The 24,024-nt window shown below is 63.9% G+C and carries 22 protein-coding genes; 6 read left to right on the forward strand and 16 right to left on the reverse strand.

All coding sequences use genetic code 11. The annotated features are described in order from the left end of the window. The first annotated feature begins 32 nt into the window (after window positions 1–32). Genes AOP77_RS09225 through glgB form a run of 3 tightly spaced genes read left to right on the forward strand, consistent with a single transcriptional unit; the run spans window position 33 to window position 5,877 of the window. The gene (locus AOP77_RS09225; RefSeq protein ID WP_152649850.1) at window positions 33–2,027 is read left to right on the forward strand and encodes an alpha-1,4-glucan--maltose-1-phosphate maltosyltransferase; all 1,995 of its coding nucleotides are present in this window, start codon (window positions 33–35) and stop codon (window positions 2,025–2,027) included. Window positions 2,028–2,030: 3 nt separating this feature from the next. Further along, on the forward strand, window positions 2,031–3,716 hold the full coding sequence (gene treS / locus AOP77_RS09230; RefSeq protein ID WP_062212794.1) for a maltose alpha-D-glucosyltransferase: 1,686 nt from the start codon (window positions 2,031–2,033) through the stop codon (window positions 3,714–3,716). Then, window positions 3,709–5,877 (forward strand): 1,4-alpha-glucan branching protein GlgB, encoded by a 2,169-nt coding sequence (gene glgB, locus AOP77_RS09235; RefSeq protein WP_062212798.1) that lies wholly within the window; start codon window positions 3,709–3,711, stop codon window positions 5,875–5,877. Before treS ends, glgB begins: the two co-directional genes overlap by 8 nt. A gap of 45 nt (window positions 5,878–5,922) precedes the next feature. Here glgB and AOP77_RS09240 read toward each other — a convergent pair whose 3' ends face one another. The 3 genes from AOP77_RS09240 to AOP77_RS09250 are packed head-to-tail and all read right to left on the reverse strand — an operon-like array spanning window position 5,923 to window position 8,995. Then, window positions 5,923–6,840: a tetratricopeptide repeat protein gene (locus tag AOP77_RS09240; RefSeq protein WP_062212802.1), complete on the reverse strand. Its 918-nt coding sequence runs from the start codon at window positions 6,838–6,840 to the stop codon at window positions 5,923–5,925. Beyond that, window positions 6,840–7,829, reverse strand: a complete 990-nt coding sequence (locus AOP77_RS09245; RefSeq protein WP_152649851.1) for a DUF8094 domain-containing protein — start codon at window positions 7,827–7,829, stop codon at window positions 6,840–6,842. Before AOP77_RS09245 ends, AOP77_RS09240 begins: the two co-directional genes overlap by 1 nt. Beyond that, window positions 7,826–8,995 (reverse strand): hypothetical protein, encoded by a 1,170-nt coding sequence (locus AOP77_RS09250; protein WP_152649852.1) that lies wholly within the window; start codon window positions 8,993–8,995, stop codon window positions 7,826–7,828. Before AOP77_RS09250 ends, AOP77_RS09245 begins: the two co-directional genes overlap by 4 nt. A 128-nt stretch (window positions 8,996–9,123) precedes the next feature. Here AOP77_RS09250 and AOP77_RS09255 point away from each other — a divergent pair, with 128 nt between their 5' ends. After that, the gene (locus tag AOP77_RS09255) at window positions 9,124–11,859 is read left to right on the forward strand and encodes an apolipoprotein A-IV repeat region-like domain-containing protein (protein WP_062212810.1); all 2,736 of its coding nucleotides are present in this window, start codon (window positions 9,124–9,126) and stop codon (window positions 11,857–11,859) included. Between the two features lie 7 nt (window positions 11,860–11,866). Beyond that, entirely contained in the window at window positions 11,867–12,289 is a 423-nt protein-coding gene (locus AOP77_RS09260) for a hypothetical protein (protein WP_062212813.1), read from the forward strand. Window positions 12,290–12,328: 39 nt separating this feature from the next. Here AOP77_RS09260 and AOP77_RS09265 read toward each other — a convergent pair whose 3' ends face one another. The 4 genes from AOP77_RS09265 to AOP77_RS09275 form a co-directional block, all read right to left on the reverse strand. Further along, the gene (locus tag AOP77_RS09265) at window positions 12,329–13,084 is read right to left on the reverse strand and encodes an alpha/beta fold hydrolase (protein WP_062212815.1); all 756 of its coding nucleotides are present in this window, start codon (window positions 13,082–13,084) and stop codon (window positions 12,329–12,331) included. Continuing rightward, entirely contained in the window at window positions 13,081–13,788 is a 708-nt protein-coding gene (locus AOP77_RS09270) for an alpha/beta hydrolase (RefSeq protein WP_062213452.1), read from the reverse strand. The genes AOP77_RS09265 and AOP77_RS09270 overlap by 4 nt, the downstream gene beginning before the upstream one ends. A gap of 28 nt (window positions 13,789–13,816) precedes the next feature. Further along, complete coding sequence (locus AOP77_RS12125; protein ID WP_084622515.1) at window positions 13,817–14,125, reverse strand: Rv1322 family protein; 309 nt, start codon at window positions 14,123–14,125, stop codon at window positions 13,817–13,819. Between the two features lie 80 nt (window positions 14,126–14,205). After that, complete coding sequence (locus AOP77_RS09275) at window positions 14,206–15,672, reverse strand: glycoside hydrolase family 1 protein (protein WP_062212817.1); 1,467 nt, start codon at window positions 15,670–15,672, stop codon at window positions 14,206–14,208. Window positions 15,673–15,988: 316 nt separating this feature from the next. Between AOP77_RS09275 and AOP77_RS09280 the strand changes: the two genes are divergently transcribed. Further along, entirely contained in the window at window positions 15,989–16,327 is a 339-nt protein-coding gene (locus AOP77_RS09280; protein WP_236685803.1) for an RNA polymerase sigma factor, read from the forward strand. Here the strand turns inward: AOP77_RS09280 and nucS are convergent. From nucS to atpB, 9 genes are read right to left on the reverse strand one after another with little or no spacing between them, the layout of a single operon-like run. Continuing rightward, window positions 16,310–17,005, reverse strand: a complete 696-nt coding sequence (gene nucS / locus AOP77_RS09285) for an endonuclease NucS (RefSeq protein WP_062212822.1) — start codon at window positions 17,003–17,005, stop codon at window positions 16,310–16,312. The two genes, AOP77_RS09280 and nucS, sit on opposite strands and share 18 nt — an antisense overlap. Window positions 17,006–17,008: 3 nt before the next feature. Next, window positions 17,009–17,278, reverse strand: a complete 270-nt coding sequence (locus tag AOP77_RS09290; RefSeq protein WP_062212827.1) for a F0F1 ATP synthase subunit epsilon — start codon at window positions 17,276–17,278, stop codon at window positions 17,009–17,011. Between the two features lie 3 nt (window positions 17,279–17,281). Next, window positions 17,282–18,832, reverse strand: a complete 1,551-nt coding sequence (gene atpD, locus AOP77_RS09295; protein WP_084622516.1) for a F0F1 ATP synthase subunit beta — start codon at window positions 18,830–18,832, stop codon at window positions 17,282–17,284. 17 nt (window positions 18,833–18,849) lie between these two features. Beyond that, the gene (locus AOP77_RS09300) at window positions 18,850–19,743 is read right to left on the reverse strand and encodes a F0F1 ATP synthase subunit gamma (RefSeq protein ID WP_062212828.1); all 894 of its coding nucleotides are present in this window, start codon (window positions 19,741–19,743) and stop codon (window positions 18,850–18,852) included. A gap of 3 nt (window positions 19,744–19,746) precedes the next feature. Next, window positions 19,747–21,378, reverse strand: a complete 1,632-nt coding sequence (atpA, locus tag AOP77_RS09305) for a F0F1 ATP synthase subunit alpha (protein WP_062212831.1) — start codon at window positions 21,376–21,378, stop codon at window positions 19,747–19,749. A 45-nt stretch (window positions 21,379–21,423) separates the two neighbouring features. Then, a complete protein-coding gene (locus tag AOP77_RS09310) occupies window positions 21,424–22,236 on the reverse strand; it encodes a F0F1 ATP synthase subunit delta (RefSeq protein ID WP_062212834.1) in 813 nt (270 codons plus the stop codon). A 5-nt stretch (window positions 22,237–22,241) separates the two neighbouring features. Continuing rightward, the gene (locus tag AOP77_RS09315) at window positions 22,242–22,799 is read right to left on the reverse strand and encodes a F0F1 ATP synthase subunit B (protein WP_062212837.1); all 558 of its coding nucleotides are present in this window, start codon (window positions 22,797–22,799) and stop codon (window positions 22,242–22,244) included. Further along, the gene (locus AOP77_RS09320) at window positions 22,799–23,029 is read right to left on the reverse strand and encodes an ATP synthase F0 subunit C (RefSeq protein WP_061962703.1); all 231 of its coding nucleotides are present in this window, start codon (window positions 23,027–23,029) and stop codon (window positions 22,799–22,801) included. Before AOP77_RS09320 ends, AOP77_RS09315 begins: the two co-directional genes overlap by 1 nt. Window positions 23,030–23,079: 50 nt before the next feature. Next, window positions 23,080–23,952: a F0F1 ATP synthase subunit A gene (gene atpB, locus AOP77_RS09325; RefSeq protein WP_236685804.1), complete on the reverse strand. Its 873-nt coding sequence runs from the start codon at window positions 23,950–23,952 to the stop codon at window positions 23,080–23,082. Between the last annotated feature and the right edge of the window lie 72 nt (window positions 23,953–24,024).

Below are 24,024 nucleotides of genomic sequence, written 5' to 3' on the forward strand. Positions count from 1 at the left end.
CCAGCAAGCCCGATGACCGGTAGGTTCGGTGCATGGAGCACTCAAGCGACATGTCCGTTGGACGCATCCCGATCGTAGGCGTCCAGCCTTCGCTCGAGGAGGGACGTTGGCCCGCCAAGGCCGTCGTCGGCGAGGCCGTCCCCATCACGGCGACCATCTTCCGCGAGGGTCACGACGCCGAAGGGGCCACGGTCGTTGTCACCGTTCCCGGCGGCGTCGAGCATATTCTGCCGATGCCGCTCGACGACTTTGGCAACAGCCGCTACCAGGTGTCATTCGTCCCTCAGCACGAGGGCCCCCACCTGTTCCGTGTTGAGGCCTGGTCAAATCCCTACTCCACGTGGGCCCATGCGGCTGAGCTCAAGGTTGCCGCGGGCGTCGACGTCCAACTGATGCTGGACGAGGGCGTTGAGGTGCTCACGCGCGCTATTGCCGAGGTCAAGCGTCCGGCCGCCAGTCAGAAGTTACTGAAGTCGGCCGTTGCCGCACTGTCAAACAAAATGCTGGCGCCCGATGCGCGGCTCGCCCCAGCGGTGTCTGGTGCCGTCAAGGATGTCCTCACCGCCGCGCCGTTGCGCGATTGGGTAACCACCTCGAACACGTACCCACTGCTCGTTGAGCGCGAACGTGCTCTCGCGTCGTCCTGGTACGAGATCTTTCCTCGTTCCGAGGGGGCGCGACAGAACAAGCGCACCGGTGCGTGGACATCGGGCACGTTCACCACCGCGGCGAAGCGCCTGCCCGGCATTGCCGCCATGGGGTTCGACGTCGTGTACTTGACGCCGATCCACCCCATCGGCACCACTCACCGCAAGGGCCGCAACAACTCGCTCACGTGCGAGCCAGGCGACCCAGGAAGTCCATACGCGATCGGCGCAGCCGAGGGCGGTCACGACGCGATCCATCCGGACCTGGGCACCATGCGTACGTTCAAGAACTTCGTCAAGAAGGCCCGCGAGAATGACCTCGAGGTGGCCCTGGACCTCGCGCTCCAGTGCTCCCCCGACCACCCTTGGGTCACGGACCACCCCGAGTGGTTCACCACGCAGCTCGATGGAACCATCGCCTACGCGGAGAACCCTCCCAAGAAGTACCAGGATATTTATCCGTTGAACTTCGACAATGACCCGCAGGGCGTCTCCCAAGCAGTGCGCGACGTGCTGCAGGTGTGGATCGATGCCGGCGTCACGCTCTTCCGCGTGGACAATCCGCACACCAAGCCGCTGACCTTCTGGGAATGGCTACTCGCGGACATCGCCAGGGACCACCCCAACGTGATCTTCCTGTCCGAGGCGTTTACTCGGCCGGCGATGATGCACACGCTCGCCAAGATTGGCTTCCACCAGAGCTACACCTACTTCACGTGGCGTCAGAGCGCCGCGGAGATGGCAGAGTACCTCGAGGAATTGGCGGGTGAGAGCTCGTTCTACATGCGCCCTAACTTCTGGCCCACTACGCACGACATTCTGACGCCGGATATGCAACGCGGCGGCGCGCCCATGTTCAAGATGCGGGCAGTGCTCGCGGCAACAGCCTCCCCCTCGTTCGGCATCTACACCGGCTACGAGTTCGTCGAGAACGTGCCGCGGCCCGGTGTCGAGGAGCAGATCGACAACGAGAAGTACGAGTACAAACCGCGCGACTGGTCCCGAGCAGACGACTACGGTCTTGAGACGCTGCTCACCACTCTCAACGCGCAGCGAGCAGCTCACCCGGCGCTGCGCCGGCAGCGTGGACTGCACGTTCACACCACGAACAACCCAAATATTCTCTGCTTCAGCCGGTATGTCTCAGCCGAGGATTCACCCACTGGCAAGGCCGATGCGGTCATTACGATTGTGAGCTTCGACACCGACGTCGTGCACGATGCAGTGGTGACCTTCGACATGGCCGCCATCGGATTGACCGAGGAGGACGCCATCACAGTCGATGACGCTCTCACCGGCGCAACCTACACCTGGGGTCGCGAGTTTTACGTGCGGCTTGACCCCGCGGTGACAACGGCGCACGTTGCAGGGGTGAGATAACTCATGAAGGAATTGCTGAAGTCCCTTCCAAAACGAGACCGCGATCTCACTAACGACCCACTTTGGTACCGCAATGCGGTGTTCTACGAGGTCATGGTCCGCGCCTTCCACGACAGCGACGGCGACGGCATCGGCGATCTCCGTGGCCTCATCAAGAGACTTGATTACCTTGCGTGGCTGGGCGTCGACGCGCTGTGGCTGCCGCCGTTCTACCCCTCGCCGATGCGCGATGGCGGCTACGACGTCGCGGACTACCGCGGCATCGACCCCCGCTACGGCACCATGCGCGACTTCGAGAAGCTCATCAAGGAAGTCCACAAGCGCGGCATGCGCATCACGATCGACCTCGTGATGAACCACACCTCGGACCAGCACCCCTGGTTCCAGGCGTCACGCACCGACCCGGACGGCCCCTACGGCGACTACTACGTGTGGTCAGACACGGACCAGAAGTGGACCGATGCGCGCATCATCTTTACCGATGTCGAAACGTCCAACTGGGCCTGGGATGCGCATCGTGAGCAGTATTACTGGCACCGCTTCTACTCACACCAGCCGGACCTCAACTTTGAGAACCCCGCCGTGCAGCAGGAGATGTTCGACATTGCTCGCTTCTGGCTCAAGAAGGGCATCGACGGCTTCCGCCTCGACGCCGTGCCGTACCTGTTCGAGGACGAGGACAATTCCGGCGAAAACGACCCCCGTACTCACCAGTTCCTGCGTGACCTGCGCAAAATGGTGGACACCGAGTTCCCCGGTGCGGTGCTGCTTGCGGAGGCCAACCAGCCTCCACACGAGGCCGCCGAGTACTTTGGCACTGAGGAAGAGCCGGAGTGCCACATGTGCTTCCACTTCCCAGTCATGCCCCGCATTTTCCACTCCCTCAAGGCAGAGGACGCGACGCGTCTGCGAGAAGTGCTGCACGACACCCCTGTGCCTCCGGCCAAGGGTCAGTGGTCAACGTTCCTGCGCAATCACGATGAGCTCACGCTCGAGATGGTCAGTGAGGACGAGCGGCACCAGATGTTCGATTGGTACGCGCCTCATCCACAGATGAAGGCGCACACCGGCATTCGTCGCCGGCTCGCGCCCCTGCTGGACAACTCCGAGCAGGCACTTGAACTCGCTCACGCGTTGATCCTGTCACTGCCGGGTACGCCCTGCCTGTACTACGGCGACGAGATCGCGATGGGCGACAACGTCTGGCTACCCGATCGAGACTCGGTGCGCACGCCAATGCAATGGACACCCGACCGCAATGCGGGGTTCTCTGACGCTGACCCGGGTGCGCTGTATCTGCCCACTGTGCAGTCGCTGCTGTTCCACTACAACGGGGTCAACATCGAGCGCTCGCTCATGCAGCCCACATCGCTGCTCTTCTGGATGCGGCGGTTCCTCAAGGCACGAGCCGAGCACCCCGCGTTTTCCGATGGTGGCTATAAGGATGTGCCGTCGGACAACCCTGCCGTGTTCTCCTTCCTGCGCACCCACGAGGACGAGTCTGTGTTGGTGGCGATGAACTTCTCCACGCACCAATCATCAGCGCTACTCACGCTCGAGGATTACGCCGGCGGTAAAGTCAAAACCATCATCTCAAAGACGCCATTCCAGGACGTCGGCGACGATGGCACACTACGTCTGACGTTTGGTCCGCAGTCCTTCTATTGGTTGGTGGTTAAGCATGCCTAGCGGCGTAGACAAGGCAATTCTTCACGACATCGCTGCTGGCACGCATCACGAGCCCCACGCAGTCCTTGGCCCACACGTTGGCGCAGACGGCGTGGCCATCCGCGTGCTCCGGCCGCTGGCCTCCGTAGTCGAGATAGAGACGCTTGACGGTACCTACAGTGCAACCCACGAGCATGAGGGGGTGTGGGTCGCACACCTACCCGGCACTGACGCTCCCGACTACCGCGTGCACGTGACTTACGACGGCCAGCCGGTCGTGACTGACGATCCGTATCGCTTCCTGCCCTCCACCGGTGAACTCGACCTGCACTTGATCCGCGAGGGGCGCCATGAGCGCCTGTGGGACGTGCTGGGCGCGAATGTCAAGACGTACCCCTCCGTGCTTGGAGACGTCCACGGCACCGCCTTCGCAGTGTGGGCGCCTAACGCCCGCGCCGTTCGCATCGTTGGCAGTTTCAACATGTGGCAGGGGGCAACCCACGCCATGCGCTCGCTGGGCGCATCCGGAGTTTGGGAACTGTTCGTACCCGGAATTGGCGACGGCACCCCGTACAAGTACGAAGTGCTCGGCAAGGACGGCCGCTGGCAGCAGAAGGCCGACCCCATGGCACGTCGCACCGAGGTGCCGCCACAAACTGCTTCGATCGTCACCCAGACGGCATACGCCTGGAACGACGACGAGTGGATGGAGAAGCGCGCTTACAGCGAGCCGCATCGCGAGGCAATGAGCGTCTACGAGGTGCACCTTGGCTCGTGGCGCCAAGGGCTCAATTACCGCGACCTCGCAACCGAGCTGGTCGCGTACGTCAAGGAACTCGGGTTCACCCACGTCGAGTTCATGCCCGTCATGGAACACCCCTTCGGTGGGTCCTGGGGTTACCAGGTGACGTCGTACTACGCGCCTACTGCGCGTTTTGGCACTCCAGATGAGTTCCGCTTCCTAGTGGACGCACTCCACCAGGCAGACATCGGCGTATTGCTGGACTGGGTCCCCGGACACTTCCCCAAGGACGAGTGGGCACTTGGCCGCTTTGACGGCACCCCCCTGTACGAGCACCCGGATCCTCTCCGCGGCGAACAACCAGACTGGGGAACCTACATCTTTGACTTCGGTCGTCCCGAGGTCCGCAACTTCCTGGTCGCCAACGCGATCTACTGGCTCAAGGAATTCCACGCCGACGGCCTGCGGGTAGACGCCGTCGCCTCGATCCTCTACCTGGACTACTCCCGTCAGCCAGGCCAGTGGCGCCCGAATATCCACGGTGGCCGCGAGAACCTTGACGCCATTGCCTTCCTGCAGGAGGCCAACGCGACGGCGTACCGCAATTGCCCCGGCATTGTCATGGTCGCCGAGGAGTCCACCGCCTTCCCCGGTGTCACGCAGGCCACCAGCAGCGGTGGCCTGGGCTTTGGGCTCAAGTGGAACATGGGGTGGATGAACGACACCCTGAAGTATGTGGGCGAGGATCCGGTCAACCGATCTCACCACCACCACTCAGTCACGTTCTCGCTCATGTATGCCTTCTCCGAGCAGTTCATGCTGCCCATCAGCCATGACGAGGTCGTTCACGGCAAGGGCTCCCTCTGGGAGCGGATGCCCGGCGATGCCTGGCAGAAGGCTGCCGGCGCTCGAGCCCTCTTCGCGTACCAGTGGACCCACCCCGGCAAGCAGCTCATCTTCCAAGGCTGCGAGATTGGCCAGGAGGCCGAATGGTCCGAGGGCCGATCGCTTGACTGGTGGCAGCTCGAAGACCCCCTCCACGCCGGAATCAAGGACCTCGTGCGGGACCTCAACGGGCTATACAAGCGCTACCCGTCTCTTTGGCAGGACGACTCCAGCCCTCAAGGCTTCCAATGGATTGACGCCGACGACGCACAGCATTGCGTGCTGTCCTTCATCCGCTACGACGACGATCGCAACCCCGTAGTGGTGGTGATCAACTTTGCCGGCGTCCCGCACGAGAACTACAAACTGCCGATGCCACTGGCCGGCGAGTGGGACGAGGTGCTCAACAGCGACTCCGAAGCTTATGGTGGTTCGGGCGTAGGAAACCTCGGTCAGGTGAAAGCCAAGAGCAAGGCCGCTGGCGGCTTCCCCGCCTCGGCAACCGTGCGGCTGCCTCCACTCGGCGCAGTGGTCTTCGCCCCCAAGCAGGGCTAGGAAGTACAGCGCCGACCATGTGTCGGCGCTGTACTCGCCTCTGGTCTAATACAGCGCGGAGGCGAGGGCCTGGCGCGCCTTAAGCACGCGCGGGTCGGCACCGCCCACCACGTCGAAGAGTTCGAGCAGGCGCTGGCGTAGCTCCTCGCGCTCGTCGCCCTGCGTCACACGCACGGTATCCAGCAAGCGCACAAAGGCGTCTTCGACTTGGCCGCCGGCGACGTCCATATCGGCAACCGCCATCTGGGCCGACGGGTCGTTAGGGTGCTCGGCTGCCGCGGCGCGCACCGCGCCAAGGTCCGCCGTCAGGGTACGAGCCATGAGCCGCACCTGGGCGCGACCAGCACGGGCATCCGCATCCTTGGGGTTTTCCACCAGCGCGCGGTCGTACGCTGCCTCGGCAGCCTCGTAATTGCCGCTCTCAATGGCGTCGAAAGCCTCCTGGTGCAACGGGGGCAAAGGCTCCGGTTCGGGCTCTGAGGCGGCCTCTACGGCCGCATCAGGGGCCGCCCCGGTGCCGGTCACGCCAGCCTGGGCAGCAACGTCGAGCACTTGGTCGAGCACCTCGCGAATCTGCTCGTCGGACGCGCTGCCCTGGAACAGCGGTGCGGGGCGGGCCCCGATGAGTGCCATCACTGCCGGGACCGCCTGAACCTGAAAGGCCTGGGCGATGCCTGGTTGGGCGTCGACGTCACACTGCGCGGCGAGGAACTTGCCGGCGTACTCGGCCACCAGCACGTCGAGCCGGGCGGCCAGCTCACCGCTCGCAGGCGATGTCGCAGACACGAAGGCAATCACGATCGGCACCTGCGCGGACTGCTGTGCGACGTCCTGAAGATTCTCCTCGGTCAACTCGATCGAGGTGGAATCCGCAGGCTTCGAAGCCGCGCGCTGCTGCTGTGCCGCGAGCGCTGCGAGATCAACCGCGCCGCGCATCGAGACCGGGTCGGGACTAACTGCCATTACTTTGCTCCGTCGGGGCTCACTCGTACAAGGTGGTGGTCAGCCGCCACGACCGCGGGAAGATCCTCGCTGTCCGCCGGTGGGACGTACATGACGACCATGTCAAGGTACTCGTGCGTCACCTTGTCTACCAAGTCGCCATCAACCAAAGGCTCGTCGGCCGCGGGCACGGACACCTTCGCGTCCTCAACGGAGAACGACGAGTCGATGCGTAGAGGAGCAAAGATCAACGCTCCGCCGTCCGCGGTAGCAAGGGCGTACGTGGACTTCTCTTCGGGCTCCACAGTATCGACGTATTTTCCGTCGGCTTTCTTAGCTGCCTCGGTGAGGACGCCACGTGCGGTGAAGAGCTGGTCGCGATAGCTATCGTCCGCGAACGTCTCGTTAAGGTCGTCGTCCTTACCCTTGCGCAGCAACTCAAGGTAGTTGTCCACGTACGACTGCAGCGTGTCATCCCCGATGGTCGAGTCCATGGAGAGCTCGTCCGCACCAACCGTGGGCCCGGGCATCGCGGGCAGCGTCGCGCCAGGCACCATGTGCGCCCAGTTGCGGAACTGGTACGGCGTATCAACGTCGTCCTGAACCCACACCGACACCACGGGCGTCGTGTCCTCGCTCGGCTGGTCGGAGACTCCCACCATCACGCGGGGCCAGGTGTCTGCGCTCGTGACGTACACGGCCTGCATGTCGGCCGGCAACACGTCAGGCTTGGGTCCGTCATCGGCCGACTGCTGCTTGTACTCAGCACCGCGGACCACCTTGGCGTCACCGCCGACGCGCACATCGAGCGTCTTGGTCGACTTGGCCTCGTCGGCCACGGCGAGTTCCTCGAAGGTCTGCGACTGGACGCGAGCGCTCTGGTCATCGGTCACGGCTGCCGTCACCTCGACGGGCTCGGCGACACCCGCTACTGGGACCGCGGGTGTGCAACCCGCGAGCAGGACTGCTGAACCCGCGGCGGCCATCGCTACCGCTGTGATGCGCCTCATGAGCGATCCTCCGTTCCGTCGGGTGCCGGGCCGTCGTCGGGCCCGCCCTCCGTCGCGTCGTTCACGTGGTCAACGCCAGCTTCCACACCCTCCGTGGACTCCGCGTCCGCGTGAGTGTCTTGGTCGCCATGGACGCCGTCGGATTCGGCTGCCCGATCGCGATCGGCTAGGACACCGTCGGACTCAGCCGATGCGTCGACGCCTGACTCGGCGTCGGCCTCAGCCTCAGTGACCTCCTCAGCCGTCGCGGCATCGGCCGTAATTGCTGGAGCATCGTCCAGGCTCGCCTGGGGGATGGCTGCCCCGGCGGCCCGGCGGGAACGGCGCGAACCGTCCTTCTCAATGCCCTTCTTCTCTGCCGAACGCGAGGCCATCCAGGACTCGCCACGTGCCTGTGCGGGTCGCAGATCGATGAAGAGGACGACCAGCGCGATGAGACCCGCCACTACGAGGACAGCACCCCACCACAACAGGGGCGTGATCCAGTCGTCGTTCACCACACGGGTGAGCGTCAGGTCAGTACCGGTCAGAGCGGATCCGTCCTCAGTCATGACGACCAAGGTGAGTCCGGTGGGAACGCTATCGACTGCAATATCGAGGCGGTTGGTAGCAATGAAAGAGTTGCGCCACAGGTCCGTCGAGCGGCCCTCGGTGGCGATAAAGGGATCGGCCTCCGTGGGAACGATGGCCGGCTCGGGGCTCGCCGAGGGGCTGGGTGAAGCACTCGAAGATTCCTTCTCTTCCGGTGACGGAGAAGGGCTGGGAGTTTCCTTCTTCTCGTCCGTCTTTGCTTCCGCAGACGCCGAGGCGCTGGTGGAACTCGAGGGCTCCGGAGAAGGGGTGGGCGATGGGACCGCGACATCGCGCGTGCCAAGCACTTCCCAATCGGGCAGGCTGTTGACCTCGGTGTAATCCACCTCGGCGAGCCAGGCCTCCGCGTCCACGGGGCGAGCGGTGTACGCGACGATCTCGCCGTCACCCTCAACAGAAAGCGTCCCCTCGGGAGAGATCGTGAGGAAGTCAGATTGGACGACAACAACGGACGTTGACACGTCGGCGTGAGCCACGACGTCTTCTGGCGGGCGCACTGAATCAGCGACGAACCCCACGATAAGTAGGATCACGCCGATCACTCCAGCGATCAGCCCAGTGGTGCGTAAAGACAAGAAAATCTCCATTCCTTCAAGAACACTCTAGGAGTAAACGCGCGACGGTGGCGAAATGTCGCTTTGTCACGCCCCAGCGGGCACACTACCCTGGGTACGACTGCGCGTAAGGCGCCGAAGGAGAAGATATGTCGGAAGAGAACCTCCCGTTTCCCGTGACGATGCGTGGCTTTGACCGCGAAGCGGTCGCCGCCCACATCGCACGGCTCGAGGATTCGGTTCGCGACGCCAAGCGCTCTGAAGAGACCGCGCGCAGCGAAGCACAGCAGGCAAGGGCATCACTAGACGAGGCCCAGAAGACCCTGCGAGAGAACGATCAACCTACGTACAAGGGCCTCGGCGCACGCGTTGAGCAACTGCTCCGCTCCGCAGAGGAACAGTCCTCCGATGTGGTCGCGCGTGCCAACACACACGCCCAGGACGCCGTGGCCCGCGCCACTGTTGCCGCACAGCAGTTGCGTGCCCGCGCCGACAACGAGGTCGCCGAGATTCTGGCGCAGAGCCGCCGCACCGCGGAGACCGTGAAGACGGAGGCTGAGAGCACAGCAGCGTCCGTACGCGAGTCCGCCGACCGGCAGAGTGCCGAACTCGTCGACAAGGCACGTCGCGAGTCCGAGCGCGTCCGTGGATCGATCGAGGCAGAGGTCGCGGAGATCCGTGCCGGCGCTGAGCGCGAGGTCCACACCCTGCGCGCCACAGCCGAGCGCGAAACAACCGAGCTCCGAGTCAAGAGCCAGCGCGAGGCAAGCGAACTCACCGAGGCCGCGCGTGCGGAGGCCGAGAAGGTTGCCGCCGAGGCTGCCAGCGAGGACGCGCGCATTCGCGAGGAGGCCGCTGCGCTACTCGCCGCCGCCAAGGATGACGCTATCCGCATCAAGGACGGCGCCCGCGCCGAGTCCGCCGACAAAAAGGCCAAGGCAGCGAGCCGCCTTGAGGCCGCGACCGCGGAAGCAGCGCGCCTGCGTAAGGAAGCAGACAGCGACATCGCTCGCCTGCGCGAAATCTCCGAGGCCGAGGCATCGGACATCCGCGCCACCGCCGAGAACGACGCAGCGACGTTACGCGAAGAGGCCGACGCCGCGCTCACCAAGGCCGGCGCGGAGACCGCTCGACTGCGCGAGGAGGCCGACGCTGAGGTCTCGCGATGGCGCACCGAGGCCGGAGACGAGGTGGCCAAGCTACGCGCCACTGCTAAGGCGGAAACCGACTCGCTTCGCAGCGCCACCAAGCGTGAGACAGACGAACTCCGCAATGTCACTGAGCACGAGACCAGCGAACTACGTGCCGTCACCGAGCACGAGATGGACGAGCTGCGTGACCAAACCCAGCGTGCGACCGACGAGCTACGCTCCCGGACGGTTCGCGAGGCAGACGAGCTGCGCACGCGTACAGAGCGCGATGCCGAGGAACTGCGAGCTACCGTCGAGGCGGAGACCGCGGAGCTACGCAACCGCACCGACCGCGAGGCTAACGAGCTACGTACCAATGTTCGGGATGAAGTGGCCGACCTTCAGGCACGTGCCGAACGTGAAACGAATGAACTGCGTATAGCAGTTCAGGACGAGGTCGCCGAACTACGTACGCGTGCCGAGCGCGAGACCAACGACATTCGCACCGCGGCTGACGAGTACGCAGCCGAGCTACGGAGCCGTGCCGAGCGCGAAACCAACGAACTTCGCACCGCAGTCCAGGATGAGGTGACAGAGCTTCAAGTCACAGCCGATCAGGAGGTCGCGGAACTGCGCGCCAGCGCGGACCAAGACATCAAGGCCAAGCGCGTAGCGGCCGAGCGCGAGGTCGCGGAACTCCGCGCCACCGCCAAGCGGGAAACCGATGACCTACGGGCCGTCACCGACGAGGAGACGCAGTCACTGCGCGCCAGGGTCGAGGCCGAGGTCGCCGATCTCCGTGCCGTCGCACGCGACGAGGTTGGCGAACTTCGTTCCACAGCCAAGCGAGAGACGGATCAGCTGCGTTCCAAGGCTGATTCCGACACCACCACGCTCCGTCGCACTGCCGACGCGGAGGTTTCGCAGTTGCGGGCCACCGCGGAGGCAGAGACAAACGACCTGCGTGCCACCACTGATGCCGACGTCACCGCCCAGCGCGAGCAGGCAGAGGAGCAGGCCCAGCAGCTCACTGCGGAGGCGCAGCACACCTTGGCCACTGCTCGACAGCAGGCGACTGAGCTGCGTGCCGCCGCGGAGCGCGACGCAAAGGCGACCACGGCTCGCGCCGAGGCGAACGCCAAGGAGGCCACCGAGGCGGCGTCGGCCGCATCCGCGCAGGAACTTGCGGATGCGCACCGCGAGGCCGAGTCCACTCGTGACGATGCGCGCCGAACACGCGAGGACCTGCAGGTGGAGGTCGCCCAGCGTCGCGAGCAGGCCGAACAGGAGCTCTCGCAACGCTACGAGGACGCCAAGAACGAATCCGCCGCCCTGGTCGCGGATGCGGAACAGCGTGCAGGCGAAGCCGAGGAAAGACTCGCTGCCGCTCTCGAGCGCGCGGAGACCGTGCGTTCCGAAGCGGAGGTCCACTCGCAGACCCTACTCAGCAATGCCCGCAATAACGCCGACGAGATTGTTTCGGACGCCCGCGAGCACGCCGAGACGATTATCTCCGAGGCCGTCAGCGACGCCGAGCGCGAGCGCACTATGGCATCGCGCGAGGTGGACGAGCTTAACCGCCAGCGCGAGTCAATCACCGGCTACCTCGACGACCTGCGCGGCCTGCTGGGAGCGGACCCGGTGTCTAACCTCGCCGCTGCCGCGAAGTTGCAGGACGAGCACGAGGCAGCGGAAAAGGCGGCTCCCGCCGCCGATGCTGAGGTTGCCGAGTCCGACACGTCTGACGTGAAGTAGTCCACCCATGACCGACTCAGCGTGGTCGGACGAGCGCGGCGAAGCAGCACTTCGCAAGGCCGATGCGCTTGCCCGCCGTGAGGCGGGTGAGTCGCGTCAGGCCGCGGAGCTGATCAAGCAGTTTGTGGCCGATGCCGTGGCGGCCGGGATTACCCCCGAGCCGCTGTCGGCGCGGTCGTACGACGGCAACTCGCGATACCGCACCAACCTGACCGGCTGGTACCTCAAGCAGAATCACTCAGTTGCGGTGGACGCGGACGGCAACTTCTATGTCTTGACCGCTCCCCCGCGGTTCATGTCGCGTTTTACGGGTACTACCGTTGAGCCTTCTCCCCCGCCCCTCGAACTGGGCAAGGGTGGCCGCGACGGTGAGTCGATGCCCATCGCCACTGCGCTGGAGAAGCGCCTGGACGGCGGCAACGACTGGTAACAGTAGTTAGTAAACTCACTACTATGGACGCGCGACTGGCTAGTGGCCGAGTAGCGGCGCGATCGCATCCGCGACCGCCTGTGGATTCTCGTAGGCGCTCAGGTGTCCGACGCCCGCGATGACCGAGACCTCGACACCCAACGCGTCAGCCATGATCCGCGCGTCCTCGAGGCTGGTGATGGTGTCGTTCTCGCCGTAGATCACCACCGATGGTGCATCTACCAGCCGCAATACTTCAGTGCGGGTGGGACGTGCGGCCATAGCTCGCTGACCCCACGCAATGCCGTCTCCCGAGTGGCGGGCAATATTTGCCGCCACTGCGGCTACCAAGTCCTCGCGAGCATCTCCCTGAGTGCCCACCAGCGGCTCGGCCATCGCTCGCGGATCCTCGGCGCCATCCTTGCCCTCTAGGCTATCGGCAAGGCCTAGCCTCTTGGCCACGCCGGCCTCGTCATCGGCCGTGCTGCGAGTGTCCAGCAGTCCCAGCCCGGTGACGGCATCAGGGTAGCGTTCGGCAACGGACAAGGCCACATAGCCGCCCATCGAGCACCCCACCCACACCGCAGCATCGTGCCCCGTAGCCTCGCGCATGGCGAGCACCGCGGCATCGGCGATGAGGTCGAGTGACGGATCCTCGTCTGGCAGCGGCATCTCGCCGATGCCGGGCATGTCAAAGGAGATGATGTCGCCGTCAAAGTCACCCAAAAGCGCGATCAGCGGCTCCCACTGGGCACGGTCGACGGGAAACGCGTTGAGTAGCACCAGCGGCGCTGCGGTCGGCAATAGAGAGGTCATGCGACGTCCTCCTGTGGGACGCGGTCGGGAAGCGGCGAGCGGTCCGGGGCGACCCGCGCCGTGATGGCGTCCAAGACCACTCTCACATACTTCTCGCCTACCCACAGGTGTTTGGCCTCCTCGACTGGCACCATCTCCAGTTGAGTCAGCGGCGTGAAGCGTTCGCGCGCCTCGTCGGGCCGCAGGAAGTCGTCGAACTCGGGCACCAGCGCGGTGACAGGCTTGCCCGTGGCTGCCCAACGCTCCATGTCAGCGTCTTTTGCCCGATGCAGTGGCGGGGAGAGCAATATGGCTCCCTCAACATCCAGGTCGGCACCGTGCATAAGCGCCAGCTCCGTACCAAAACTCCAGCCCACCAGCCATCGATTCTGAAGGCCCTGCGCAGCGGCAAAGTCCACGGCGGCCCTCACATCGGCTGCTTCGGCAATCCCCTCGCTGAACTCGCCCTCGGAGGTGCCTCGAGGTGACGATGTGCCGCGAGTATTGAAGCGCACCACCGCGACATCTGCCAGGTAGGGCAGGCGCCAGGCGGCCTTGCGGAAGATGTGCGAGTCCATGAAGCCGCCCGCAGTCGGCAGCGGGTGCAGCGTGATGAGCGTTGCAGACACGTTGCCGGAGCGTGGCAGGGACAACTCTCCCACCAGCGTTAGTCCGTCTTCGGTGGTGAGTGTGATCTCCTCTCGGTCTGCCGGCAGCACCGTCATCGACCGAAGGTCTTCGAACTCAATCTTGTCAGCCACGTGTTCTCCCAAATGTTTCCCAGCAATAGGTGTGCCAGTGCCTACGATCAGCCGCAGCGGCCTCCGCACCAAAGAGCCCATCGGCCGCCCATGCGACCACGTGCGCCGTCTGCGGGGGAATATCCCGACCGCAACTCGGGCACACAAACGTCTTGTCGGTGAGGCGCGGGGTCGCGACGAGGTAGTCCTCACCGCCCGGCCCGCTCTCCTGGCGTGCGCCGCCGCCGCGCGCCCGATTCATGTCGAGCTCGGGGTGCGGTTGCCCATACGGTCGCTTGGAGGACCGGCGCTTCGAGGGCATGCGAAAAGTCTACGCGGTTGCCAATAGGGGGACTGAGCCGGCCTCGCCGTGCACGGGCGAGACCACTTCAGAACCCGCCGCTACCGAGTGCGCGGGGGTGTCTGAACCAGCGACTCGATCTGCTCGACGGGAACCACCTGACGGCGGCGAACGGTCTCCGCATACCAGTACGCCGAGTCCTTCCAACGGCGCTCCAGGCTCTGATAGTCGACCCAGACCATCCCAAAGCGCTTGGCGTAACCCTGCGCCCACTCGAAGTTGTCCATGAGTGACCACGCCATGTATCCGCGTACGTCAGCGCCCTCGGCGATGGCCTTGCGTACAGCATCGATGTGGCCGTGGAAGTACTCGACGCGGTCCGTGTCGCGCACACGCCCGTCGTCATCAACCTTGTCCTCCCAGGCGGAGCCGTTCTCCGTGACGTAGATCGGCTTGCCCGTTTCGCGGTGGATCTTGAGCAGGTGCGCGTGCAATGCGGAGGGATCAAGGTTCCAACCCATCGAAGTGAGCTTGCCCGGGGGCAGCATGAACTCGATCTCCTCGTCACCGGGCCACGGGGAGTTCCCGCCGGCCTTGTGCCCGTCCGCGAGGGTCGCGAGTTCCGACTGCTGGGCGGCCTTGTGCGGGTTGTGGCGCACCAGGTGCGAGGCGTAGTAGTTAACGCCGAACCAGTCGACCGCGCCCTTCATTTCCGCGAGGTCACCCTCGTGGACGAAGGTCCAGTCCGTGATGTGCGCGGTATTCGGCTTCAGGATGGCGGGGTAGGTTCCCTCGATGAAGGGCTCGTGGAACATCGTGTTCGCCAAGGCGTCGATGTGCGCCGATGCCGCGCGGTCCTTCTCGCTCGAAGGGTCCCACGGGCGGGGGGTGTGGCAGTTGTTGACCAGGCCAACCTGGGCGCTCGGCGCGACCGCCTTGATGGCCTTGTAGGCACGCGCGTGCGCCAGGTTGAGGTGGTGTGCGGCCTCCAGGGCCTCAGCGTCGCTGGTGTGCCCGGGGGCGTGCGCCCCCGCGCCGTAGCCCACAAAGGAGGAGACCCACGGCTCGTTAAACGTGGTCCACATTTCAACATCCGCGCCGAACTCCTCAGCCATGCGCGTCGCGTAGACCACGAAGGCATCCACGGTGTCGCGGCTGAGCCAGCCGCCGTTATCCTCGAGAGGCTGCGGCAAGTCCCAGTGGTACAGCGTAATGAGGGGCTTGATGCCCTTTTCCTTCAGTCGGTCCACGATGCCGCGGTAGAACGCGATGCCTTCGTCATTGAAGTCGCCCGTGCCGAGCGGCTGAACGCGCGGCCAGGCGATGGAGAATCGATAGGCCTGCAGGCCCAGTTCCTCCATCATGTCGATGTCGGACTCCCAGCGGTGGAAGTGGTCGCAGGCCACGTCGCCGTTGTCGCCAGCAACGACGGCACCGGGTTGAGCGCAGAAGGTGTCCCAAATGGACACTCCCCGGCCGCCCTCATGGGCACCGCCCTCGATTTGGTAAGAAGCGGTGGCCGCACCAAAGAGGAAGTCGGCTGGGAAGTGGGAAGGCGTCGTTGTCATACGTACATCCTAACGAATCGTTTCGACTTTTTCCTACCAAGCGGTCAGAAATATTCCAGGGGGCCGATGCAATGCCCGAGCTGGTCCCACCCGCTTCATAAGATTCAGCGTACACAAAAGTTACTCTCGGCATTTAGTCGCCGTTCGGACGTCCACCAGACATCACCAACCACAGAGGTGGCACGATGAACGACGACCTAGGCGGGGACTCCGCGCTCGAACGTCAATATGATGCGGGCGAGCGGTGCACGACCCCGGGAGGTGTCGAGCGCGCAAGTGGCTTTTCGGCATAGCCAAGCGCGTACTCGCCAATGCGGTGCGTGGCAAGATTCGCAGGCAAAGCCTCGCTAACCGGCTACAGACAATCTCGGGCAAGACCGAAGCCAATGCACCTGCGGCCGACTCAGGCCTCGAAGTGCGAGACACCATCGGCCGGCTGCCCACGGCGTTGGCGGTGGCGGTCAGGCTGGTGCACTGGGAGGGATTCTCTCGGGCGGAGATAGCGACTCTCGAGGCCGTGGCCGCATCTACCGTGCAAAGTGGCTACGCGCGCGCCAAGGCACTACTCAAGACGGCCCTCGCGGTGTCAGACACTCCGACCGCACGGAATGGCCGGGAGCCTGCTGCGCGCCAGTCGCTAGAACAGGCGCGTTGACGAGGTGTCGACGCCGCGCATGGCCTCGTAGTCGAGGACGAGGCAGCGAATGCCACGGTCCTCGGCGAGCACCCGAGCCTGCGGCTTGATCTCCTGCGCGGCGAACACGCCCTCGACGGGGCTCAGCAGCGGGTCGCGGTTGAGGAGTTCGAGGTAGCGAGTGAGCTGCTCGACACCGTCGATGTCTCCACGACGCTTAATTTCGATCGCGACAGTCGCTCCGGCCTTGGTTTTGGCGAGGATATCCACTGGCCCAATCGCGGTGGGGTATTCCCGGCGCACCAGGGTGTGGCCGATCCCCAGCAGACCCACCTGCTCTGCCAGGAGTTCCTGCAGGTGAGCCTCCACCCCATCCTTAATCAAGCCGGGGTCTACGCCCAAGTCATGCTGGGCATCAGCCAGAATCTCGTGGATCTCGATCTCGAGTCGGTCGTCCGACTTGTCGTGCTGAACGGCCCACACCTCGGTGACCCCAGCATCGGCCGCCTCCTTGTCTGGCGGGCCCACGCGCAACGTGCACGGCGGGCTCATCCAGTTCAGGGGCTTGTACGAGCCGCCGTCTGAATGCAGCAAAACCGAGCCATCGGCCTTGACCATGATGACTCGGGTGGCGAGCGGCAGGTGGGCGTTGAGCCTCCCGCTGTATCGCGCGGCGCACCGTGCGATCACTACGCGCATTTGCTACTTCTCGGCGGGCTCGGCCACATCGGCAACGATCGTCACCACATTGTGGTCAAACGAGACGAAGCCGCCGGTGATGTCTAGCGTGTGGCCACCGTCTGCACTCGCCACAACCTTGACGGAGCCCGGCCTCAACACTGACAGCACTGGGACGTGACCGGCCAACAGGCCAATCTCGCCCTCGACGGTAGGCACGGAGACGCTCTTCGCCGCCCCGGACCACAGCACGCGGTCCGGGCCGACGATGTCGACAGTAAGGGCATCGGCCATAATCTAGCCGATCTCCTTCTGAATGCGAGACCAGTTCTTCTCGAGGTCTTCAAGACCACCGATGTTGAAGAACGCCTGCTCAGAGATCTCGTCGTACTTACCGTTCACGATGCCGGAGAAGGCCTCGATGGTCTCGGTCAGCGGCACGGTCGAACCGGCCACACCCGTGAACTGCTCGGCCATGTACGTGTTCTGCGACAGGAACTGCTGGATCTTGCGGGCACGGGCGACGATAATCTTGTCGTCCTCCGAGAGCTCGTCCACACCAAGAATCGCGATGATGTCCTGGAGTTCCTTGTTGCGCTGCAGAATCGTCTTGACGTCCGTCGCAGTGTCGTAGTGGTCGCGACCCACGTAACGCGGGTCGAGGATACGCGAGGACGACGTCAGCGGGTCCACGGCCGGGTACAGACCGCGCGAGGCGATCTCACGGCTTAGCTCCGTGGTCGCATCGAGGTGCGCGAACGTGGTGGCCGGAGCCGGGTCGGTGTAGTCGTCAGCAGGCACGTAGATGGCCTGAAGTGACGTGATCGAGTGACCACGGGTCGACGTGATGCGCTCCTGAAGCTGGCCCATCTCGTCGGCGAGGTTGGGCTGGTAGCCCACGGCGGAAGGCATGCGGCCCAGCAGGGTCGACACCTCCGAACCGGCCTGAGTGAAGCGGAAGATGTTGTCAATGAACAGCAGCACGTCCTGCTTCTGGACATCGCGGAAGTACTCGGCCATCGTCAGCGCGGACAGGGCAACGCGCAGACGCGTTCCCGGCGGCTCGTCCATCTGGCCGAAGACTAGGGCCGTCTGCTTGATAACGCCCGACTCGGTCATTTCCTCGATGAGGTCATTGCCCTCACGCGTACGCTCACCGACACCAGCGAACACCGATACACCGTTGTGGTTGTTCGCCACGCGGTAGATCATTTCCTGGATCAGCACGGTCTTGCCGACACCGGCACCACCGAAGAGGCCGATCTTTCCACCCTGCACGTAAGGCGTGAGCAGGTCGATAACCTTGATGCCGGTCTCGAACATGGAGGTCTTGGACTCGAGCTGGTCGAATGCCGGGGGCTTGCGGTGGATCGGCCAGGTCTCCCCGATCTCGATGGTCTCGCCCTCTTCCGCGTTGAGGACCTCGCCAATCACGTTGAAGACGTGACCCTTGGTGACGTCGCCCACGGGGACAGAGATGGGAGCACCTGTATCCGTGACCTTGGCGCCGCGCACCAGGCCATCGGTGGGCTTGAGCGCAATGGCACGCACCATGTTGTCGCCGAGGTGCTGAGCAACCTCGAGCGTCATGTGGAGGATGCCGTCGCCCTCACCCTCGCCCTGAGCGGAGAGGTCGATCTCCGTCTTCAGTGCGTTGTAGATGTCGGGGATCGCGTCCGCAGGGAACTCGATGTCGACAACCGGGCCGATGACGCGGGCCACGCGGCCAACGACGGCCTCCGTGGGCGCGCTCTTCGCAGCCGCGGGCTTCTTGGCGGCAGGCTTCGTTGCCGCTGGAGCCTTCTTTGCCGGCGCCTTCTTGGCGGCGGGCTTCGCAGTGGGAGTCATGTGTCTCTCGCTTCCGGTCACGAGGCCGCGAGCGCGTCGGCGCCCGAGACAATCTCGCTGATTTCCTGGGTGATCTCAGACTGACGCGCCGAGTTGGCGAGCCTGGTGTACTGACGAATAATGTCTTCGGCGTTAGTGGTCGCCGTGTTCATGGCACGCTGACGCGCGGCAAGTTCAGATGCAGACGCCTGGAGCAGGCAACTGTAGATGCGGGACTCGATGTAGCGCGGGAGCAGAGAGTCAAGCACCTCGTCGGACGAGGGCTCGAACTCGTACAGCGGCTCAACTTCCGCGTCAGACTCCGCCACTCCCTCAACAATCTCGAGGGGGAGCAGCCTAATCACGCGCGGCTCCTGAGCAACCATCGACCTGAAGTGGGTATAGACGATGTGGATCTCACCCACGCCACCCATATCCGCCTTCGCTTCGAACGCGTTGAAGAGCGCCGTGGCAATTTCCTTGGCAACCCGAACGTCGGGAGCATCTGAGCCACCCGTCCACTCACCGGCGATCTCGCGGTGTCGGAAGTTGTAGTACGAGAGGGCGCGACGGCCCGCCACGAACTGCACAATTTCCTTGCCGTCTTCCGTCAAGCGCTCGCGCAGACGCTCGGCCTCGCGGATAACGTTCGCCGAGTAGGCGCCCGCCATTCCTCGGTCCGAGCTGACAGTCAACACGGCCACCCTATTGGTGTCCGTGCGCTCGATCGTCAACGGGTGCGACACGGTCGAGTGAGTAGCGACAGCACTAATCGCACGCGTGATTGCCTGCGAGTACGGCGACGCCGCCTTCACACGGTCACGCGCCTTGCCGATGCGTGAAGCCGCGATGAGCTCCATCGCACGGAAGATCTTCTTTAGCGACTGTGTCGACCGGATCTTTCCCCGGTAGACGCGCTGCTGGCCACCCATGAGCTACTTCTTCTTCGTGACGATGGTCTCCTGCTCGACATCCACGTCTTCGCCATCGGCGATCGAGGAGTCGGTCGAGAGCTCAGTGCCCTCGGTTGCGAGGAACGTCGACACGTAGTCGTCGACAGCGGTTTCAAGCGCCGCCTGGGTGTCGTCCTCGAGCTTGCCGCTCGAGGCGATGTCGGTCAACACCGAGGTGTTGCGACGCAGGTGGTCGATGAGCTCGCGCTCAAAGCGAAGAACATCCGCAAGCGGGATCTTGTCGAGCTTGCCCTTGGTACCGGCCCAGATAGAGACGACCTGCTCCTCCGCGGGGTACGGCGTGTACTGGGGCTGCTTGAGCAGCTCCATCAGACGCGCACCACGGGTGAGCTGCTGACGCGATGCGGCGTCGAGGTCGGATGCGAACATCGCGAAGGCCTCGAGCGAACGGTACTGCGCCAGGTCAATCTTCAGGGTTCCGGAGACCTTCTTCATTGCCTTGATCTGCGCCGAGCCACCCACGCGGGACACGGAAATACCGACGTCGATTGCGGGGCGCTGGTTGGCGTTGAACAAGTCAGACTGCAGGAAGATCTGGCCATCGGTGATCGAGATCACGTTGGTCGGAATGTAAGCGGAGACGTCGTTGGCCTTGGTCTCAATGACGGGCAGACCCGTCATTGAACCGGCGCCCATGGCGTCGGACAGCTTGGCACAACGCTCGAGCAGACGAGAGTGCAAGTAGAAGACGTCACCCGGGTACGCCTCGCGGCCCGGCGGGCGACGCAGCAGCAGCGACACCGCGCGGTAAGCCTCGGCCTGCTTGGACAGGTCGTCGAACACGATGAGGACGTGCTTGCCCTGGTACATCCAGTGCTGACCAATGGCCGAGCCGGTGTACGGGGCAAGGTACTTGTAACCGGCAGGGTCGGATGCGGGGGCCGCGACGATGGTCGTGTACTCAAGTGCGCCGGCCTCTTCGAGGGCGCCACGCACGGAGGCGATGGTCGACCCCTTCTGTCCGATTGCGACGTAGATGCAGCGGACCTGCTTGTTGACATCGCCGCTCTCCCAGTTCGCCTTCTGGTTGATGATCGTGTCAATAGCGATCGCCGTCTTACCCGTCTGGCGGTCACCAATGATCAGCTGACGCTGCCCGCGGCCGATCGGCACCATAGCGTCGATGGCCTTGAGACCAGTCTGCATGGGCTCGTGAACGGACTTACGGTCCATCACGCCAGGAGCCTGAAGCTCGAGGGCGCGGCGGCCGTCGGTCTCAATCTCGCCGAGGCCGTCAATAGGCTCGCCAAGCGGATCCACGACGCGACCGAGGTAGCCGTCGCCGACCTCCACGGAGAGAACCTCGCCGGTGCGCTGCACCTGCTGGCCCTCCTCAATGCCGGTGAACTCACCGAGCACCACGACACCGATCTCGCGAACGTCGAGGTTAAGCGCGAGGCCGAGTGTGCCGTCCTCAAAACGAAGCAGCTCGTTAGCCATGCAGCCGGGGAGTCCCTCGACCTGCGCGATGCCGTCACCAGCACTGGTCACGCGACCGACTTCTTCGGTCACGACACCCTTGGGCTCGTAAGACTTCACGTAGCTGTCGAGCGCCGCCCGAATCTCGTCGGGACTGATCGTCAACTCAGCCATTACATCTCTCCTGTCAGTTCCGCGCGAGCGGAGATTGCGTCGGCGTTAGCCGACAAGTCGTCGTCGTGCTTGGTCGAGTCGGGCCAGGACGGTACCGTCCACGACCTCCGAACCGACCTGCACTCGAATTCCGCCGATGACCTCGGGGTCAACAGCAACATTGATCTGAACTTCACGGCCGTACGCACCCGTAAGGATGCCGGCTAGGCGCTTGCGCTGAGCGGCACTCAGCTCGACGGCCGCAGTCACGTGGGCAACGGAGCGATTGCGACGCTCCGCGGCCGATGCGATGAAGGCCTCGATGGCCGGCACCAGTCGACGGCCACGCGGCATTCCCACGGCACGGTTGAGCAGAGACTGGGTCACTGGGAGCAGCTTTCCGCCGAGCACGCCCTCGAAGAGCGCGAGTCGCGCTTCCTTGGTGGCCGAGCGGTTGCTCATCGCAACCAACAGATCGCGTTCGCCGCTCAGGATGCGCTCCACGCGGAAGAGCTGGTCTTCCACGTCGACGAGCTTGCCCGTGGACTCCGCATAGGCGAGCACCGCAGCCACACCGGCGTCCTCAATGGACTCGGCGAGGTCGCGCTCTTCCGACCAGCGTGCGTTGACGAAGTCGACCAGGACATCCTGGACGCGCGCGTCAAACTTGCCGAACAGCGAGGTGACCATGTCACCCTTGTCCGCGCCCGGACGAGCCGGGTCGGTCAAGGAGCGACGCAACGAGCCCGAGGAGTCGAGCGTGTCGACCACAGCAAAGAGCTGGTCGCCAATGCTCAGGCCGTCCTTGCCCGATGCGGACAGGACGAGCTCGAAGCCCCGCAGTACTGCGTCGTGAGACGCCTGACTCGTTCCGCGCATATGACTTACGCCTCCGCCTTCACAGTGGATTCGAGGTCGTCGAGGAAGCCGTTGACGATGCGCTGCTGACGAGCGTCGTCGGCAAGTGCCTCGCCGACAATCTTCGACGCGAGCTCCGTGGCGAGCGAACCCACCTCGGTACGCAGCGACACAACTGCCTGCTGACGCTCCGCCTCGATCTGCTTCTGCGCAGTCGCGGCGATGCGCTCGGCCTCGACCGATGCCTTGTCACGCGACTCACTCAGAATCTGAGTAGCTTCGGCGCGCGCGTCCTCACGGATACGTGCTGCCTCGGCGCGTGCTTCGGTCAACTGAGCCGTGTACTCCTCGAGCGCGGCGGCGGCCTCGGCCTGTGCCTTCTCAGCCTTAGAGATGCCACCCTCGATCAGCTCGGCGCGCTCGTCAAGAACCTTCTGCAGCTTGGGCAGAATGAACTTCACGAATGCGACCACAATGACGACGAAGATAACCGTCGACCACAGTAGGTCGTATGGCGCGGGAATGATCGGGTTGTACGTAGTCCCTTCGGACTCCGCCAACACGATGGTGCTGAGGCTGAGCATTACGTGAACAGGAAGCCGGTGATGAGGCCGAGGAGCGCGAGCACCTCAACGAAGGCAACACCGATGAACATCGTGGTGCGGAGCTGACCGGCGACCTCGGGCTGGCGTGCCATGCCCTCGATGGTCTTACCGATCAGGATGCCCAGGCCGATGCCGGGGCCGATGGCCGCGAGGCCGTATCCGATGGTCGCAACGTTGCCGGAAACCTCGGCAAGAGTGGTGGTATCCACTGTTTTTCCTTCCATTGATGTGCGGCCACTCGGCCGCACAAGCTTATTTTTTAGTGCTCTTCTTCCAGGGCCATGTTGAGGTACACCGACGACAACATGACAAAGACGTACGCCTGCAATAGCGCGACAAAGATTTCGAACAAGGTAAAGCCAAAGCCGGCGGCAAGCGAGACGACGCCTGCTGCCTTGAGTGCGCCAGTCGCCTCGAAGAAGAAGTACTGCGTGGCGGCGAAGCAGAGCACGAGGAGAAGGTGGCCGGCAATCATGTTGGCGGCGAGTCGCAGCGCCAACGTCGCGGGCCGCAGGATGAACACCTGCAGGAACTCAATGGGCGTCAGCAGCAGGTAGATCGGCTTGGGGACTCCCGGAGGGAACAGGTTCGCCTTGAGGTAACCGCCGAGGCCGTGCTTCTTGATGCCTACCGACAAGTACATCACGTAGACCCACAGCGCCATGATGATCGGTAGGCCGATCAACGAGGTGCCGGCGATGTTCAGGAACGGAATCACACCCGTCATGTTGAAGAACACGATCGCGATGAACAGAGTCGTGAGGAACGGCACAAAGCGCTTGGCTCGCTCCTTGCCCATGACCTCTTCCACGATCTGCACTCGTACAAAGTCGAGGACCATCTCAACGACTGCTTGGCCGCGGCCGGGCACGATCTTGGCGCTGCGTGCGACGAGCCAGAAGATCAGGATCATGAAGAACGCGGCGATGACGCGGACTAGCTCGATGCGGTTGAACTCGAAGATGGTGCCAGCGAACGCAAGTGCATCCGGGTAGAACTCGCTTATGGACGGGGCGTGGAAGCCATCGGAGCCAAAGAGCCACCCAAAGAATCCAGACGAGTCGCTAGAAGCGTCGTCGCTCGTTTGCGCTACAGCCGCGTGTAGGGCTCCTTCGAGAGCGAGAATTCGCACAGATACTCCACTGGTTTTTGGCCCGAACGCGCGCGACAGCGGGTCGGGAGAGTTGCCGGAACTGGGGTAAGC

The organism is Demequina oxidasica (genome assembly GCF_000975115.1).
Lineage (GTDB): Bacteria > Actinomycetota > Actinomycetes > Actinomycetales > Demequinaceae > Demequina > Demequina oxidasica.